This window comes from Brucella cytisi (assembly GCF_038433355.1).
Taxonomy (GTDB): Bacteria; Pseudomonadota; Alphaproteobacteria; order Rhizobiales; family Rhizobiaceae; genus Brucella; species Brucella cytisi.
Map to the genome: position 1 here is coordinate 54090 of NZ_JBCAUP010000029.1, position 17635 is coordinate 71724.

A 17635-nucleotide genomic window follows, 5' to 3' on the forward strand; every position below is an offset into this window, starting at 1 on the left:
AAGAAAAGCCGCTGGACAAGTTCGGGCCAAACGGCCCCGACCCTGCTGCATAAAGCTGGTTACAACATCAACTCGATCGAGAATACCTTGCTCATGAACAGCGGGGCGTACGGCGGACATGATAGGTGAGTGGGACCTTAGAACGTGTTGACGTTTTAAGCGCCAGCGCCAGCCGCATTCATCTTGAAGCACTGCTGTCTCATCCCGGCAGCTGCTTTCTGTTTCAGTCCAGGCCATAGTCGGGCGGGTCCATCCAGACCAGGTCGCCACCCCGCCAGTACTGCATCATGATCGCGCGTGCGTTGAAGCAGTTGTCAAATCGCCAGTCCGCCATGCGCAGCGGCAGCGCCTCATAGATGGGAACCGGCACGTCTTCCAGCACCGTCCGGAGTTCGAGCGCATTGAATTGCACCGTATAGCCTGCGGGGCAGTCCTCTTTCCCGAAGCGATGGGGGCGGGCCAGTTCCAGAAGCAGCCAGTCTCCATTCAGTCCCAGGGCGTTGACGAACAGATCACCCAGCGGCTGGGTCTGCGCGAAGCGCACGCCTGTCATGGTGCGCAGATCCGACACATCCCCCTTCAGGCGCTCTTCGCCGCCCAACAGCTCTCGCTCCGCGTGGCTGCCTGCCGGGAGCACTATGTCTCCCCAGACAATGGCCTGCGGCAAGGTGAAATACCGTTGCTGCTGCAACTGCACCTCATGGCGCTCCCGCTGGTAATCAGCCCACACAAACTGCACCCACATCAGCGCCGTTGATATGGGCAGCACCGACAACAGCATAGCCCCTGTCCATTGCCATGCACGTAATGGCGAGCGCGCCGTGCCGCGGAGCTCATGCCAACGCCTCCACCCCCACCAAGACAGCAGCACGACCGCGATGAGGATCGCCAGCAAAATCAGTAGATTGCCAACGGCGGCAGCCCCTTCGGCTCCAGGAATCATGAAACACCTCTCCGAGGTGGGTTAACACCACCACGGTGCGTAACCCTCATGGCCAAACTGCCACCCATCGACTGATCGCTTGCGTTATTATTTTTTGCAGTGCAGTGCTGTCTGATACCTTGACCAGATGCAGTTCCAGGCGCTGAGTAAGTATTTTGGACGACTGCAACGGTTCGCTTGTCATTCATTTTTCCAACGTTTTTGGCAGTCTGATCCCGAATGCGCATGATCGTTTGCCGACCGGTGGCAAATTTCCGCGCAATAGCTGAAATACTTATTCCTGCTACCAGATCGGTGTGACACACGCAGCAACTTAATCGACAAAGCGCCGAATGACCGGGTCTACGTTGCCTGCACAGCTGCACGAAGCCTACAGTCGATCTCCCAGAGGTTGATCGTGTCGCCCGGAAACAATTGCTCTACGGGCGCCAGGTCGCACGATACCGAACGCGTTTCGCGTCTAAAGTTATGCGCCCGGATCCCGGTCCAGAAAAGCGCCAATGTCCTGTCGGCGGTAAAAATGGCAGGATGCTCCTTGGGAAACAACGCCAATAGGTGGATCAAGATCTCAAGCGAACGAACATCCGCAAGCGCGTTGTACGCCCCCGCTTAGTAAGTGGGGCAAATTCGGTGGCGGTTCGTCTAGCTGCCCGGCATTGAAGTGTGCATAAAGGCAGTATTCGGGAGAAGGTTCTGGCCTCGGGGATTCCCCAGCTAGGGCAAATCATGCTTCGATTCCGTCATGACCAAACGGCCCCTCTCCCGAGCATGCCGACACGCTTTCGCTGAAGGCGCTGCGCGGTTTGGTGACAGGCCTTGTCGATCGGGTCGAAGTTCTGTCCGCTGAGGTCAAGGAACTGCGTGAGAAGAACGAGATCCTGCGTGATGAGATCGCCCGCCTCAAAGATCTGCCGCCTCGACCACCGTTTCGCCCGTCCGGCATGGACAAGGCAACGGACGCCGTGTCCACAGACAGACCGCGGCCGAAGAAACCCCGCGGACCAAAGGTCGATGTGAAGCGGATCAGCCGGGAAAAGATATTGCGGATCAATCCGCCGGCGGGATCACGCTTCAAAGGATACCGGAGTTGCATCGTCCGCGAGCTCGTGCTGATGGCCGAGATCGTGCGATACCGCCGCGAGTGCTGGATCACACCGGAAGGAAGGAGAATTCTGGCACCGCTTCCCGCCGGGGTGGTCGGCGGGTATGGCGCCAACCTCAGGCGGCTTTGCATGATGCTGCATGCGCAGGGGCAGGTCACGACGCAGCGGCTAACAACGTTGCTCAATGATATCGGTGTCGACGTATCGAAGCGTCAGGTCGTGCGGCTTCTAACCAGAGGAATGGATGGGATGGCCTGGCTGCCGAGGATTCAGCAGTGCTGCATGCCGGCTTGGTGTCGTCCGACTACATCACCGTCGACGACACCGGAGCACGTCATTTCCATAATCCGTGTTACGCCACACAGATCGGCGGCCCGAACTTCACCGTTTTCCGTACCACGCTATCGAAGTCACGCCTCAACTTTCTGAGCTTGCTGCGCGGCAATTATCAGGACTACGTGCTGAACGACGCGGCCTTCGATTATCTGGATCAGCGATATGGCACCGACCCCGCCATCGTGGCCGGGCTGCGAACTCGAACACCGCAGCACTTCTGCAATGAGGTCCCGTTCCTTCACTATTTGGCTAACAAGGGTATCGACATCTTCGACACGGAGAAGACCCGCCCGCTCGCCGAAGCGGGCATCTGGGGTGCGATCCGCCATCATGGCCTGATCGGCAACGCGATCATCGTTTCCGACGATGCCGGCCAGTTCCGCGTCGGCACTCATGCGCTATGTTGGGTTCATTCCGAACGATTGCTGCAGAAATTGATGCCGGCGACGCCTGGACAGGTAAAACAGGTCGAGACCATCCGGGACCTGATCTGGCGTTTCTATAAAGCGTTGAAGGCCTATCGGCAAAAGCCGGATGCGCGGCTCGCTGCCGGTCTCGAAGCGAGATTCGACCGCATTTTTGCGATCCGCACCGGCTATGACGATCTCGACAAGCTCCTGTTGCGGTTGTCGCGCCGCAAGGCCGAGCTGTTGCGGGTGCTGGACCGCCCGGAAATCCCGCTCAACACCAACGCTTCGGAAAACGATCTGCGCAGCTTCGTCATCAAGCGGAAGATCTCTGGCGGCACAATGAGCCGTGACGGCCGCATTGCCCGCGATACGCTGCTTGGCCTGATGAAGACGTGCCAGAAGCTGGGTCTATCGTTCTGGCACTATCTGGGCGACCGGCTGGAGATCGGCAGTCCGGAGCCGACCCCGCCGCTCGCGACATTGATCGCGGCCCGGGCCTCAACACTCCCCTCCCCTTTCGAACCAGGAACGCTGACCGCTCGCAAAATCAGTGCAGCAGCGCGCATCGGGCCTGCCGAAATTGCCTACGCGTTCGACACTGCCACCGAATTTGCCCCGCTTACCCATTCTGACGCAAAATGCGGTGTCGATTATCATATTGGAAAATATATGCTTTTTTCATGATACTAAAGCGAATAAGGCCATAACTTTTGTCAGGCTGACGGTCAGAATTCGCTCTCTTGGTAAGGTATTTGGCGAGGAAGGGGAACTTTTGTCGACCGCGCAGGCGGCTTCTCTTCGCAGCCTTAAAGCTACCCTGATTTGGTTAAGAAATCCACCCCCTGAGCTGAACGATGAGGATTTGCCTCGGTACCGGAAACAAAAACCCCAGCCCCGAAAGATAAGCGACGACGTATCCTGATGCGAAGTACAGATGATGAAACCCGGCCCCAGCATTCCTGGATGAAGTGGGTATTTCATTCATGGACATAACGCGGGACATCCAAAGTTTTCAAGCTAGCCTGTTGCCGACCGCGTCAACGCGAGACGGACCACTTGGCCCGCATCAGCCAGAACAATGTCAACCGGACCCACTGACCGATTAACGACGTGCTCAAGTGAGATACCGCCTGCACATTCGTATCAAAAACAAAGAGGATACCAAATGGTAGGTCATCTGCCTTGTTGCATGACGGTTTCATATAAAAAATTGTCATAAGTCGACCGTCCACAACGGATCTCGTCATAATTTCAAAGTTAACCACCCGCTGGTGACGCAGCCGCCAACCGGCCTTATTCAGTGTTCACCGCCATACCCCGCCTCGGGCCGTCGCTGAGCCGCCATCGCGGACTACTGCAAGTTCGCCAAACAATTTCGAATGTAAGCAGTAATTAATGAATCGCCAGTCCATGCGCTGATTGCATTGGAATTCTAACTGGACCAAGCCTTCCAAAGTCGACGTAAAGCAAACAGATGGCTCCCTGAATGTGTGGCGTTAGTTTTGTCAGCCGTTTTTATTCGGAAAAAGCAGCTATGGTTCAATGGATTAGGGGAACTGAAGGGTTGGCCTCGCGTGCAAACGTTAGGAAATCCGCTCTAGTTCGTTAAGTCTTTCTTAACCTTAATTTCCTTGCAGTAATGCCAGAATCGGACATATAGTTGCGAAAATATACAGACATCGCAGATTTTTGCGAAACTATATTCAGCAAGGATGACAGTTCTTAAAATGAACGAACAGATTGCAACTCGTTTCGACCACGAAATCGCGCACCAGGGCTTGAAGATTTCGAGTGCGCTGAACATGTTGCGCACCCAGCAGTACCCGCCGGACGCTCGGAAAGGTTTGCGGAAGTTCCAGTTGGCGGAAGTGGCTGATCTGATTGGCGTCACGCAATCTCATTTACGTCAGATACATAGCGAAGGAAAGGGACCTGAAATTGAAACAATTTCGGGTCGTCGCTATTACACCGCTCAGCAAATGCTCGAACTTCGATCGTATCTTGAAGACAATAAGAAGTCCGATAAGCGAATTTATCATCCTCAACGAAGGCCGGGGGAATCTCTCCAGGTTCTTTCTGTTGTCAATTTTAAAGGCGGTTCTGGCAAAACGACAACAGCAGCCCACCTTGCTCAGTATCTCGCGCTTACCGGACACCGTGTTCTGGCTATCGATCTGGATCCCCAGGCCTCTTTGACATCCTTGTTCGGTATACAGCCCGAACTCGATGAGATTGCCTCTTTATATGAGGCTCTACGCTTTGATGACGAAAAAAAGCCAATCGCAGACGTTATTCAGACCACAAACGTTCCCAATCTGCATGTAATTCCTGCTAATTTGCTACTGCAGGAATATGAGTACGATGTTCCCCTCGCCATTTCCGGCAAGAAGGGCGACGAGGGACGGCTGTTTCATCTGCGTATTGTTAATGCGCTCAAGCAAATCGATGATGATTATGACGTAGTGGTTATCGATTGCCCGCCTCAGCTGGGATATCTCACGATTACAGCCCTGATGGCATCTACTGGCATCCTTATTACCATCCATCCGCAAATGCTCGATATCATGTCGATGTCCCAGTTCCTGCAGATGCTGGGCGGCATTATGACTTCGGTTGCCGATGCCGGCGCCGAAATCAGAATAAAGTGGTTCCGCTATCTGGTCACGAGATTTGAACCTACCGACATCCCCCAAGCCCAGATGGTCGGGTTCATGCAATCGATGTTTGCGCAGAACATGTTGAAGAATCATGTTCTGAAATCCACAGCCATATCAGATGCCTCCATCAAGAAGCAGACACTATACGAAGTGGAAAAAGCGGATTTCGTCCGGTCCACTTACGAACGTGCGATGGAGAGCCTCAACGCGACGAATGGCGAAGTGGCCGAGATTGTTCACCGGGCATGGGGCCGGAGATGATTTATTTGTCAGCCGTTTTTTTTCGCACTTTCTGTTGTTGTTTCAATTGGTTAGAGAATTTGAACCATAAGGATGGCGCCAATGTCACGTAAAAACCCGTTCGCAAATCTCGATATCGCGTCGATTACAGGCGAGAATCCGGTTGCAAAACCGGGCTACGGAATGACAGGGGCTGCCAAGACCGTTGTACGTTCAATCGAGGAAATGGCTGAAAACACCAAACGTCTGATGGAAGGGGAAGCAATCATTGAGATTGATCCACAACACCTCGACGTTTCGTTTGCCGCTGACCGTCTGTCCGAAGACGACGCGGAATACAGTGAACTGAAAGAAGCTATCCGGGAGCAGGGGCAGTCGTCACCAATTCTTGTTCGTCCCAATCCGCAACATAGCGAACGGTATATGGTTGTATTCGGTCACCGACGTGCCCGGGTAGCTATGGATCTGGGCATTCCGGTAAAAGCGGTTGTAAAAAAACTCGATGATATTTCATCTGCGATCGCACAGGGACAGGAGAACTCGGCACGATCGAATTTGTCGTTCATTGAACGCGCGTATTTTGCTCAGAATCTTCTCTCAAACGGGATGGGCAAGGATGTTGTGAAATCGGCCATCGGTATCGATGATGCAATGCTGTCGAAAATGCTGAGCGTTGCGGAAACCGTTCCTTCAACGATGATGATGGCTCTTGGCGCATCCAAAAAGATCGGACGTGACAAATGGCTGTCGCTACGACAGATCATCCTCAATCCCGCCTTTCTCGACGTGGCTCTCGAACGCATTGCTACGGACGATTTTATGTCTCTTCAAGAGAACGAGCGGTTTGATGCTCTGCACGACTACCTCAGGAAATACAGTACGCGCTCGTCCGCGAAGAATCCGTCGAAGACTGTATCTGAAAAAACGTGGTCGTCATCGGATAGATCCGTCAGCCTGTCCATGAAGGAGAAGGCAAAGAAGGTTACTGCTGAATTTTCCAGTCAGGAAGCCAGGCCGTTCAGCAACTGGCTAACGAACAATCTGGACCGGCTGTTTGAAGAGTACCAACAGTCAAAACAACGTAATAACGGAGACTAACCCGCAAAAGAAAAAGGCCCCCAAAACGTTTCCGTCGTGGAAGCCTCTCTCAATCTGTAGCAAGTCTGAGAATCGCATTTCTACGAATCGCTGTCAAGAGTCGTGAACGTCATTTTGACGGGTAGTTTTCTTTTGCCTTTTGAAAGGTGAAAGGCAGTGCAGATTCTAGCTAATGTCACGTCTACTTTTAGTGGGCGCACGATGACGCTCGCCCAATTGAAGGCAAATTCAACGAGAAAAGGCGCGGACCGTACCGTCAATCGGTGGACAGTTTACAAACAGCTTTGTATCGCAAAGTCCCAATTCAGCGTGAACGACCGTTGTCTCGCAGTATTGTATTCACTGCTTTCATTCTACCCCACGAATGAAATCAGCGAGAAAACCGGACTTGTCGTATTTCCATCCAATCGTCAGATATCTCTGCGCGCGCACGGCATGCCTGAATCGACGCTTCGCAGGCATCTGTCATCTCTGATTGATGCTGGATTGATCACAAGACGAGACAGCCCCAACGGTAAACGCTATGCATACAAGACCGGGAAAGGGGAGGTCGAGGAGGCTTTTGGCTTCTCCTTCGCCCCACTGCTTGATCGTGCAGAAGAGATCGCGCGTACTGCGGAAGAGATTGAAGCAGCGGTGCTTCTTTCAAAGCGCACGCGCGAACAGATAACTCTACACCGGAGAGATATATCCCAGATTGTCGAAATTGCTCTGGTCGAAGACAAATCGGGGCCGTGGATCGAGATACTGGGTCGGTTCCGTACAATCGTTGACGCGATACCACGACGGGCAAACCAGACGGAGCTCGAGCTCATTCTGGACCAATTGGCCCGTTTGCGCTCAGAGATCGATAACTTGTTGAAATACAAGGACAATGAACAAGTTTTGAGCGCCAAACATGCTCAGAATGAGCGGCATCTTATTGAATCAAAACCTGAATCACTTACTGATTCAAAAAATATAAATGAATCTGAATTGAATTTGACGTCTTCACCGGTAGCGCCCCCTCTATCCAGCATGGGTTCCATTCCTTTGCCTGCTGGTATTTCGTTAGACCTGGTACTCAGAGCATGTCCCGATATACGGGACTATGCTCTCGGAGAACTCAGCTCCTGGAATGGTCTTATCGCAGCCAGCCACATTGTGTCCGGATTCCTCGGCATTGCTCAAACTATATACAAGGAAGCCCGGAGTATAATGGGGTTGGAATCCCTTTCGATAGTGATCGCGTGTCTACTCCAGCGAGCCGACGATATCAAATGCCCCGCCGCCTATCTGCGTTCACTGGTGCAAAAAGCGAAGGAAGGACAATTATCCATTCAAAATCTACTGATGGCCGGCTTGAAGCCTAAACCCGCCTGGTGAGCATCGTGTTCGAACAAAAGTATCATGCCTCTGACAGATACAGAGATAAGGGCCTGGGCGCGAGTGGGGAAGGCGCGAGCAGAGAACAGATCACGCCTTCCAAACTATCGGGCCAAGGTCATGCACTTCGTGGTGCAGTAGTCGTGGTGCAGGATGCCCGGCTTAACCTTAAGCGGTATTTACGCCTTTCCGAGACGCTTGCGCAGTTCTGCATTTTCGGCGCGCAACTTGTCCGCCAGTTCCTTACGCAATCTGACGTTTTCTGCTTCCAACTCTACCAACATCTTGAGATCGTCAGAAGTCGCCACTTTCGCCTTCGGAGATGTCTTTTTCGCGGCGTTCTTCCAGTTGTAATAGGTCTGTTCGCTAAGGTCAGACTTTTGCAGAGCGGCTTTGAGAGTTGTCTTTCCGTCCTTCATAGACTTCTCAACAGCTGCAAGCAGGGAAGCACGCTCGGCCGGCGAGTACCTTTTAATTTTTCGATCAGCGGACCCGGAAGTAGCAGAAGCTGAAACCTGGGACACAGCAGCGGGCGATTTTGCTGCTTTGACCGCTTTAGGAGTTGCCGCAGTGGCCTTAGGTTCTGATTTTTTCCGAGGCGCGCGTGTTTTGGGTTTGGCTGCTGCCGAAACCTGTGCCTCAGCTTTAGGCGAATTGTTTTCTACTGCTGCTTTGTCAGCCATTGGTGATGCCTCCTTCATTGGCAATTCGATAATCTGGCTCGTCCACCGGTATACATTGGAATGCTTAATACATCGAAAAGCTTGCATCCTCCAACAATCTGATCAATTCCGCTTGTCCTCAGAGTGCAGGAGGCTCATTGTTCGTTGAATAACGGAGACGAACTCGCTAGCAATAGCTACAAGTCCAAAGGACGTTCGCGAAGTTTCAGTGACATTGATCAGGAAAGCCGATTGCGGATGAAGAATCCAAACCGCCACGTCGTCGTCGAGTATAAAAACAGGCGCTCCAGAAAGGCTACCAACGCCTTGTGGGGTACTATGGACCTGAAATCGATTGCAAGCGACATCGAGAGTGAGCTGCCACCTTCGTCCGATGCACCAGCCCGGTTGGATGTGTTAGCGGACACAGCAAGCAATGCCATTGCACGCGCACCTGAACCGGAACTGCAAGTTGATACCGAGGAAGTAACCGCCTCCGGACAAAATGTACTGCCCAGTTCGCAGCATGACATCCCCGGCGATCAAGGGCACACCAGCCCAGACGCACCTGAACGCCCGGATGAGGCGGTCAGCCCGCCAGAAACAACCAGTCGCAAGACCTTGACAAAGAAGCGTCGAAACCGGGACCGGGCCCAAACGACAGTTCAATCGGACATTCTGCGTGAACTGGCTACGTTGGAGAAGGAAAATGCCGAACTCAAGCAGGAGCTGATCATAAGCTTGCACGCTGAAAACGATGAAATAAAGCTAATGCTCCTGCGATTGGCGAAGCGCCGGTCCGGAAGATAAACAAGCACGAGACTTTTGCGCGCATATGCCTGTTTAGCGCATTATGTCGTGATACTTCTGAGATTTCGGCTCCGGGAACCGGAATTGCTTCAGTAGGCGCTGTCACATCGACTAATCGTCAACATGCCAGCGGTATTCGAGTTTCATGAATAAGCAGGCTCTGACATACAACAATCATTGCTTTCAAATTTTTATCGTGGCTCGTGCAATCTGGCTGGACTTCCGTTTCAATCTCAGTTTGCGTGAAGTTGAGGAAATGATGCTCGAGCGTGGCGTTGTGGTTTCTTACGATACTATCCATCGATGGTGTCGGTTGCATGTGGCGCTGCTTGCGCCGCAAGCAGCCTTCGGCCAGCGATGCTGGCATCTCGATGAAGTCGTTGTTCGCATCGGTGGCAGGAAGTGCTGGTTGTGGCGCGCAGTTGATCAAGATGGCTACGTACTGGATGAAATTGTGCAAACCCGTCGCAATACCGTTTCACCGACGTTCCATTTTCGAGTGACTCGACGTTTCTTGCGGTTGAAGCGCTCAAGCAATTTTGGACTGAAATATTGCGTCCAACAGTGGACTGCCGAATGGTCGAGATCGATACCGCGTTTAGCCATCATTTCCTTCAAATCGCGCAATCTCAGATTGTAGGAAAGGTACCATCGCACACAAAGTAAGATTGCGGACTTATCGAAATGACGGCCCTTGAACATCGCATAATCCCGGCTTGCTTGAAAACCGGATCATACATTAGCGACCATTGAAGGAAAGTTTGCAACAGTTCCGAATAATGTGGCGCGGTGGCACCAACGCTTTTGTTTTGCAAAAGTCAGGCGAGAAGTTTAAACTTTGGTGGGGTCTTTTGCGATATGTGAACGATACCAGAGAAGAGATCGATGATGAAGAAAGGTTGCAGGAAGGCGGCAACACCTTCCGACCCTAGATCCTGTTCCATCCCTTCGACCGCACACCGCCGGATGGCAAGGCCTGCCTCGACAGGATCTACGATCTATTCGCCGTATCGGTTCAAAGCCCGCGGGCCGATGCGGGAACAAGTCTCGCAGGCTCCGGCACAGGTGTCGGGTCCGATGCATCCAGCCCCTTCCCGCTGCCCGGCATCATGAACACAATCATAGGAGCGTTCCAGTCAACATCGGTCGGTGTGGCCAAGGCCGAGCAGATTGGCGTCAGAATGGTAACCAACATCGGGCAAACGGAAGCCCGGCAGGTCGGTAAGCAACAAAATCTGACGATTGGTAGCGAGCAATATGTGGAAGTTGGAACCGGGCAATACACCCACGTCGGCGAGAAAATTACCGTTAATGTAGGCAAGCTCTATAATCTCATCTCCGACGAAAAGTACCACGGTGAAGCAAAGATCTGGGAGATTTTCGCAGATGATGAAATCCACCTTTCAATTCCGGGTGGTTACATCTCTTTGACGAAAAACGGCATCAAACTATTTGCGCTGACGATCGACATCGAGGGCAACCAGATCAACTTCAAAAAGGGGGGCCGGGCAAAGGTAGCTCGTGTCTTAAGAAAATGTCCCAGTCTTCTACACCCTTTATGAGGAGTCGAACGCATGGATGCCGGTATTCCTAACGCAATCGATGCTCAACCAGATGACACTCAGTCGGACCGCGATGTTCTTCGGACGGCGCTTGACACAATGCCGACTCCAATTTTTGCGGTACTAGATGGCTGCTATTTCGACGACTTGAAAGAAGAGCTTTCAAAGTCCGGCATAATAGGCCGTTCGCTCTTTTTGAAAGGTGGAAGCGCGGATATTCAACGCGATGGGCCATGGCTTGTCTCTTTACGAGAAAGGGAAGTCCGCGAACAAATCGAAGAGATCGCTCAGCAACGGCCTTGCGCTGTATTTTGGTCGTGCCAAGCCGGGGAACAGGCATTGTGGCGTCATCTCCGCAGTATAAACCAAGTTTTCGCGCCTGATGACCGAGTGCCCCAAAACGACGGTAGATCAGGGCGGCCGGTGACCTACGAAAGAGTATTGTTTCGTCATTGGGATCCAAACGTACTCGGCGGTTTCCTTCCGCTCTTTTCCGTCGAGCAGTTGGCGCGGCTTCTTGGGCCAGCTGATGGTATTCTAGTCAACGTTTCCGAGAGCGGCAGGTTCAAACGGGCGCTTAGGCCTGCCTATCTTCCCAAGATGCCACAAGGGCCGCTGAGAATTCAGCCAGAGCAGATTGAAGCTGTTTCGCAGTCAAAGATCAGGATCATGGTTGGACGTGTTTCGGAGTATCTCCGCTTAGTTGCAGGAGAACAGACACGCGGTATGTCAAATGACAAAATTTCAGCCTTTTCACACAGCTCAATCCTGGAAGCTATGGATCTTGGTGTTACCTCGGAAGGCTCTCATTGCCGATGGGCGTATATGAAACTTTTGTCTGGTGGGCGCATATCGACTTCACCCAGCGTAATCGGTGCAATGCGGGCAGATGACGTTGATATTTCTCCTAATGACCGAGTCACCATCCTGATGCAGAAAATTATTCAGGAAACACGGAGACTCTGATGGCTGCTATCCTGTTCTATCCTCCTTTTTGGGTCGCCGCAGGAGAAGCGGCGACTGCCGCAGCGCCGTGGGTTCTCGGAGCTCTTGGCGTTGGTGTCACCGCTAAAGTCATAACAGACAATATGAGCACTGCTGAAGACAAGGCACAGGCGATTGACCAAAGCGGTACCGCTGCTGATACGTGCGTAACCGGTAACTGCCCACCACCCAACGGCGGCTGCAAGTTCGATAATTACAACAAACTCGATTGCGAAGGCGGCCAAAAGAAGCATCACATCATCGCCGACTATGTGATCCGCGCTGGCAAACGGCTAGATGCAAACATGCGCTTACCCAATGCTCCGTCATTGAATGACGGGCCCAGTATTTGTCTCAGTGATACGGAACATTCTAGCGTTCACCGACAAATGGATGCGGCCGTCGCCAATCTCGGCCCTGAGGCGACGCTTGGCCAGGTAAAAGATATCGCTATGAAGGCGATTGAGAACGTAAAGCCTGAATGCAAAAGCAAAATGGATGATATAAAGTCCAAGATAAATAATGCATTTGAAAAAATGGGTGACGACGCCCCTGTCCGACACCAAAAGTCGCCGCTTCCAAAGGGTGATCTTCTTGACAGGTTGTTTGGTCGCGGCATCGATTCTGGTTTGAGGTGAGGTCTAGATAGTGAGTCAAATACGTTTTCGAACCGGATATGCTAAGTACTCGGACCTCGCCATGTTGTTGGCGTATGTTGGGGAAAGCGACCCGTTCGATCCACCGACCAAGGTCATCGTACTTGATGACGCAAAATCCAAGGCCGAGTGGGGCTTGGAAAACTTTGATGATGTCTTCATAGATGTCTGCACCTTCCGTTCTAGTACAATGGACCGACCGGCGTTTGTCTGCGTCACGGAACAAGGCAAAGTTTGGTTCCAACTGCAGGATCGCCTCATTGAGGATATTCCCGGTGCTGGCCTCTCCAAACCTACATCGCTGAAGCTCGGCTATATTGGGGGTATTCGACAGCTAGGAAGCGAACTCTTTGCTTTCGGCTACGCTGGCCAGATATATCGGCGGGCCGCTCCGGGGGAGTGGAACCATTTCGATCAAGGTTTAATAGGTGTTCCCGGAGACCAATACGACATTACAGACATGTGCCTGTCCGGCGAGACATTCTATGCAGTGACAAGAATGGGAGGCAAAGGACGCATCTATTCTCGGGACAGGGGACTTTGGATGCCCCAAGGCAATCCATCAGGAGAGTGGCTGAATGCTGTCCAAGCGGATCAAGAAGGAATGATCTGGATTTGCGGTCGCAATGGCACACTTTTGAAGGGCAATGCTGCAAACGGTTTCACGCTGGTTGGCGACCCTGACTGCAATGAGGAATTCCTTTCCGTTGCGCTATTCGAGGGAAAGGTCTGGTTGAGTTCGGCGACTTCGCTCTACACATGGTCGTCGAACAGGTTGAGAAAGGTTTATACGGGGGTATTTCCCAATATTCGCAGCGCGAACCGTTTGCAGGTCGTTGATGGCGTTCTGTGGTCGTTCGGCTACGACGATGTACTGCGATACGACGGTAGCACATGGAAACGTTTCGTCTGCCCTGGAACAGAGCCTTTTCCTGCGCATAGGGCCGATTGATAGGGAACTAATGATGCCGACATCCAGTAAAGGCCCGAAATGTTGTTTGATCGCAACCGACCGAGAATGTCCTTCTCGCCGTTGCCTGATTAGCATAGCGGTCCAGTTTTGAGTGACGCAGCAATTAATACACCTGAGATCGTTTGCCGGCCCATGCTTGAGCGAGACATTAATCATGTCCACCACATTCACACGAGTTGCGTCCGGCATACATTGAGAGAGTATTACTCGCCGATTGAAATTCGAGCTTGGCTCTTAGGGCGACATCCCCAAGCTTACTGGCAAGCTGTTTTGGCCGGAGAAGATTACTGGATTGCGGATTACGACGGAACCCCTATCGGGTTCGCGAGTAAGCGACAGGACGAATTGCTGTCACTTTTCGTTGCTCCTGCATGGCAGCGTTCTGGCGTCGGTTCGCTATTATTAGGTTACAAAGATCGTCTGGGGGAGATTTGGCAGTTGAAAGCGACTTTGAACGCGGTCGGCTTTTATCAACGGTTTGGATTCCAGACCATAGCAACCGCCTACCAAGAAAAAAGACGTGTCAGGATACCCTATGTCCACATGCAAAGAATTTGACTGAAGGTAAGACGAAAGGAAATCCCGTGGGACAACCTGTTGCCCTCAAAGGCCCTATGCAGGTCTGCCCAATGGTCGATCCCGGCCCAAAACCGCACATCGGTGGCCCGGTGATATCGACGCAACAAACGTTTGTCACGGTCGATAGCGTACCCATAGCGACTGTAGGCGATAGCGTGCTCTGCACGGGTGTATCAACCACGTCGGACAAGTTGGGATCGTGTGTGGAAGCCCCCGTTTATGCAAGAAGGGCATTGTAACATTAACGTATGAGCGATGGAGGTGTGCGATCTTGCAGCATGACACAAGCCGCTCGAGCCCTCCTTTATCGCGGCCACCGATTTCCAGCCGTCGTGATTGACCATGCCGTCTGGCTCTATTATCGATTTCCGCTGAGGCTGAGGCTGAGGCTGAGGCTGAGGCTGAGGCACCGTAACCTGTGGGCAGACGCGTGTTGATGTTTGATGTAGTGATGGCGCAGATTACAGGCCAGCGATATCGCGCCAGATTGTATTGGCGGTTTGGCGTAGTCCGCGATGGATGGCAGAGGTGAAGCGGTCGGGGGGGAAATGGTGAAGATTATAAATCGGGTCGTGATTGGATGCGCAACGTCATCAAATGCGTACCGCCTACGAAGACATCCAGCCGATCGTCGAACAAGCGAACTCGAAGCCTGTGGCCGATCAGGCGGGATGGCACGGTGTAGAAGACCTTGCGCAAGGTGAAGCCACCGGTTCGGGACACCGTGACAACAATCTCTTCGAAGTCCGCGGTCCGGCGCTCTGGCAGCGCCTGCAGATGGGACCGCTCGGCATCGATGCGCTTGCCATGGGCAGCATTGCGACGACTGACGATCTCGTCGACAAAGGCGCGGTAAGAACCGAGATCGTCGAATTCCCTGGTCCCCCGCATCAGCAGGGCATCGTGAACAGCGTTCTTGAGATGGTCATGGGAGCTTTCGATCGAGCCGTTCTCATGCGCGACGCCTTTGTTGTTGCGCGTCGGCGTCATTCTATAATGGGAGCAAAGCTGGTCGTAACGGCGCGTGAGATCAACCTTGGCATCGGCGTCGAGGTTGCGGAATGCCGCCGACAGGCTGTCGCTCCGATGATAGAGCGGCGTACCGCCCACGGACCACAGGGCATTTTGAAGCCCTTCGGCCAGCGCGACAAAGCTCTCCCCGCCGAGAATGACATGGGCATGTTCGAAGCCCGACCAGACAAGCCGGAAGTGATAAAACAGGTGATCAAGCGGCTGGCCGGCGATCGTCACACCAAGACCGCTGGCGTCGGTAAAATCCGAAAGGCCCAGCCGGCTTGGCTCGTGCGTCTGGCGGAAGATGACCTCCTGCGCTTCGCCATGAACGGCACGTCATGACCGGATACGTCGCTCAAGCGTGCGGCGGATCCTTTCAGGCAGTTCTGGATGTCGTCGCAGCATCTCATTGTAAACGGCGACGGCACGGATGCCGGGTGCAGCCTTCAAGAGCGGGACGACTTCAGTCTCGAATATCGGCTCCAGGGGATCAGGGCGGCGACGTCCACGCGGCGCTTTGCTCTGAGATGGTAGTTGTACCTCTTTGCCGCGGCGACCTCTACGGAATGCGTTTGTCTGTACTTCATGAAAAGTCTCATCCTGATTGACGCTGAATCCGCATTGCCTCACTAGAAATGTTCCCTGATTGTTGGCCGTTGCCTCATCTGATTTGCTCCCAGCATTTGTGGGTGCGGAGCAAATCAGATGAGGCTGATCAGCGTGACGACGAAGAAGGAATTGGTTGCTGCTCTGGCAAAGCGCTATGCGGCCGGAAAGCGGGAGGAAAAATCGCAGATCCTCGATCAGTTCGTATCGATCAGTGGGATGCATCGAAAACACGCGATGCGTTTATTGCGGGGGGCAGATAAGCAACCGCAATCGCGAACGCGGGCGCAGATTTATAACGAGGCGACCCGACAGTCTCTTATTGTTCTGTGGGAAGCCTCTGACCGCATCTGCGGCAAACGATTGAAGCCCTTGCTGCCAATTCTGATCTCGGCGATGGAACAACATGGCCATTTGAAGTTAGACGATCAGGTCCGCACACTTCTGCTACAGATGAGTGCGGCTACCATCGACCGTGCATTGAAAAGCGTGCGAGAAACAGCAGGCGGCCGTCGACGCCGACGTTCCGTTGCTTCATCGGCATTGAAGCGGAGTATCCCAATTCGAAAATTCTCCGACTGGGGTGATCCCGCACCTGGCTTCATCGAGGCCGATCTTGTGTCGCACTCCGGTCCCAACGCACGCGGCAGCTTTATTCATACTCTTGTCCTTACGGATATTGCGACCGGTTGGACCGAGTGCGCGCCTCTGATTGTTCGCGAACAGAAGCTCTTGACGGAAGTTTTGACCGAGCTTCGCCGCATGATGCCGTTCCCGCTGCTTGGCTTTGATACGGATAACGATAGCGTATTCATCAACGAGACCCTCAGGGACTATTGCGTTCATTCAGATATCGAATTCACTCGCTGTCGGCCATATCGCAAAAATGATCAGGCTTATGTGGAGCAGAAAAACGGATCGGTCGTCCGCCGAATTGTTGGCTATCATCGGTATGAGGGTGTTGAAGCTGCAGCAACACTTGCGGAGCTTTATCGTTCGGTACGCTTGTTCGTGAACTTCTTTCAACCGTCGTTTAAATTGCTCGAGAAGCAGCGAAATGGAGCGATGGTCAAGAAGCTCTACTCTTCTCCCGCGACGCCACATCAACGGCTATTGTCGGATGCAAGGACGGCGGTCGAGGTACGCGACCCCTTGGTGCGCATGAGTGAGCAACTCGACCCTGTGATGCTCCTCCGAAACATTCGTGCAGGACAACAGCGGCTTGCCGACATTGCGCATCAGGGAGCACCCTCAAGCGAGGCTCCCGATATCGAGAGCTTTTTGCGAAGCCTGCGTATCGCGTGGACGGAGGGCGAAGTTCGTCCGACCGCGAAAGCAAAGCCAAAACTGAAACGCGAGCGACGGCGGCCTGACCCGCTGGTTAACGTCACGAATGATCTTTACAGTTGGTTTGAAGCTGAGCCATGGAGAACCGGCCGGGAGCTACTGGAGCGACTTCAAAGCATTTATCCCGGCGAGTATCCTGATGCACTAATCCGTACGGTGCAACGACGGGTGAAAGCCTGGCGTCGCGATCGCGCGCATAGAATGATATTCGGAAACGAGTCTGGCGAAGATGAACAACTACCAGCGCTCAGCAGGGCTTAGGGAGCATTCTGGTGAGGCAATATGCTATC

At 53.1% G+C, this 17635-nt stretch carries 12 protein-coding genes and 6 pseudogenes; 14 read left to right on the forward strand and 4 right to left on the reverse strand.

Going from position 1 to position 17635, the window contains the following annotated elements; translation table 11 throughout:
• Positions 1 to 223: 223 nt before the first annotated feature.
• Complete coding sequence (locus AAE521_RS22350) at positions 224 to 943, reverse strand: hypothetical protein (protein ID WP_342062525.1); 720 nt, start codon at positions 941 to 943, stop codon at positions 224 to 226.
• 785 nt (positions 944 to 1728) lie between these two features.
• Between AAE521_RS22350 and AAE521_RS26785 the strand changes: the two are divergent.
• From AAE521_RS26785 to repC, 4 genes and pseudogenes are all read left to right on the forward strand, one after another.
• Positions 1729 to 3290: pseudogene (locus AAE521_RS26785) on the forward strand (IS66 family transposase); the annotation flags it as partial.
• Positions 3291 to 4519: 1229 nt separating this feature from the next.
• Positions 4520 to 5710 (forward strand): plasmid partitioning protein RepA, encoded by a 1191-nt coding sequence (gene repA, locus AAE521_RS22365; RefSeq protein WP_071634229.1) that lies wholly within the window; start codon positions 4520 to 4522, stop codon positions 5708 to 5710.
• 81 nt (positions 5711 to 5791) lie between these two features.
• Positions 5792 to 6787, forward strand: coding sequence for a plasmid partitioning protein RepB (repB, locus tag AAE521_RS22370; protein WP_071634237.1), 996 nt, complete (start codon positions 5792 to 5794; stop codon positions 6785 to 6787).
• Positions 6788 to 6943: 156 nt separating this feature from the next.
• Positions 6944 to 8152, forward strand: a complete 1209-nt coding sequence (gene repC, locus AAE521_RS22375) for a plasmid replication protein RepC (protein WP_342062527.1) — start codon at positions 6944 to 6946, stop codon at positions 8150 to 8152.
• A gap of 179 nt (positions 8153 to 8331) precedes the next feature.
• On the opposite strand, the gene AAE521_RS22380 is transcribed toward repC, so the two are convergent.
• Positions 8332 to 8835, reverse strand: coding sequence for a transposase (locus AAE521_RS22380; protein ID WP_342062528.1), 504 nt, complete (start codon positions 8833 to 8835; stop codon positions 8332 to 8334).
• Positions 8836 to 8979: 144 nt separating this feature from the next.
• On the opposite strand from AAE521_RS22380, the gene AAE521_RS22385 reads away from it, so the two are divergent.
• Together AAE521_RS22385 and AAE521_RS22390 are read left to right on the forward strand one after the other, a co-directional pair.
• Positions 8980 to 9624 carry a hypothetical protein gene (locus tag AAE521_RS22385; RefSeq protein WP_342062529.1) on the forward strand — a complete coding sequence of 215 codons (645 nt, stop codon included), beginning with the start codon at positions 8980 to 8982 and terminating at the stop codon, positions 9622 to 9624.
• Positions 9625 to 9769: 145 nt separating this feature from the next.
• Positions 9770 to 10099: pseudogene (locus AAE521_RS22390) on the forward strand (DDE-type integrase/transposase/recombinase); the annotation flags it as partial.
• Here the strand turns inward: AAE521_RS22390 and AAE521_RS22395 are convergent.
• Positions 10090 to 10326: pseudogene (locus tag AAE521_RS22395) on the reverse strand (IS6 family transposase); the annotation flags it as partial. The pseudogenes AAE521_RS22390 and AAE521_RS22395 sit on opposite strands and share 10 nt — an antisense overlap.
• A 305-nt stretch (positions 10327 to 10631) precedes the next feature.
• On the opposite strand from AAE521_RS22395, the pseudogene AAE521_RS22400 reads away from it, so the two are divergent.
• From AAE521_RS22400 to AAE521_RS22430, 7 genes and pseudogenes are all read left to right on the forward strand, one after another.
• Positions 10632 to 11218, forward strand: a pseudogene (locus AAE521_RS22400) (type VI secretion system tip protein VgrG); the annotation flags it as partial.
• On the forward strand, positions 11199 to 12152 hold the full coding sequence (locus AAE521_RS22405; protein ID WP_342062531.1) for a DUF4123 domain-containing protein: 954 nt from the start codon (positions 11199 to 11201) through the stop codon (positions 12150 to 12152). The pseudogene AAE521_RS22400 and the gene AAE521_RS22405, both read left to right, overlap by 20 nt.
• Entirely contained in the window at positions 12152 to 12808 is a 657-nt protein-coding gene (locus AAE521_RS22410) for a hypothetical protein (protein WP_342062532.1), read from the forward strand. Before AAE521_RS22405 ends, AAE521_RS22410 begins: the two co-directional genes overlap by 1 nt.
• A gap of 10 nt (positions 12809 to 12818) precedes the next feature.
• On the forward strand, positions 12819 to 13778 hold the full coding sequence (locus tag AAE521_RS22415) for a hypothetical protein (protein WP_342062533.1): 960 nt from the start codon (positions 12819 to 12821) through the stop codon (positions 13776 to 13778).
• 108 nt (positions 13779 to 13886) lie between these two features.
• Positions 13887 to 14357: a GNAT family N-acetyltransferase gene (locus AAE521_RS22420; protein WP_342062534.1), complete on the forward strand. Its 471-nt coding sequence runs from the start codon at positions 13887 to 13889 to the stop codon at positions 14355 to 14357.
• A 71-nt stretch (positions 14358 to 14428) separates the two neighbouring features.
• On the forward strand, positions 14429 to 14617 hold the full coding sequence (locus AAE521_RS22425) for a PAAR domain-containing protein (protein ID WP_425286376.1): 189 nt from the start codon (positions 14429 to 14431) through the stop codon (positions 14615 to 14617).
• Positions 14618 to 14656: 39 nt separating this feature from the next.
• Positions 14657 to 14761, forward strand: a pseudogene (locus AAE521_RS22430) (IS6 family transposase); the annotation flags it as partial.
• Positions 14762 to 14963: 202 nt separating this feature from the next.
• Here AAE521_RS22430 and istA read toward each other — a convergent pair.
• A pseudogene (gene istA / locus AAE521_RS22435) lies at positions 14964 to 15991 on the reverse strand (IS21 family transposase); the annotation flags it as partial.
• Between the two features lie 106 nt (positions 15992 to 16097).
• Between istA and AAE521_RS22440 the strand changes: the two are divergent.
• On the forward strand, positions 16098 to 17606 hold the full coding sequence (locus AAE521_RS22440) for an integrase catalytic domain-containing protein (protein WP_342062163.1): 1509 nt from the start codon (positions 16098 to 16100) through the stop codon (positions 17604 to 17606).
• Positions 17607 to 17635: the final 29 nt, after the last annotated feature.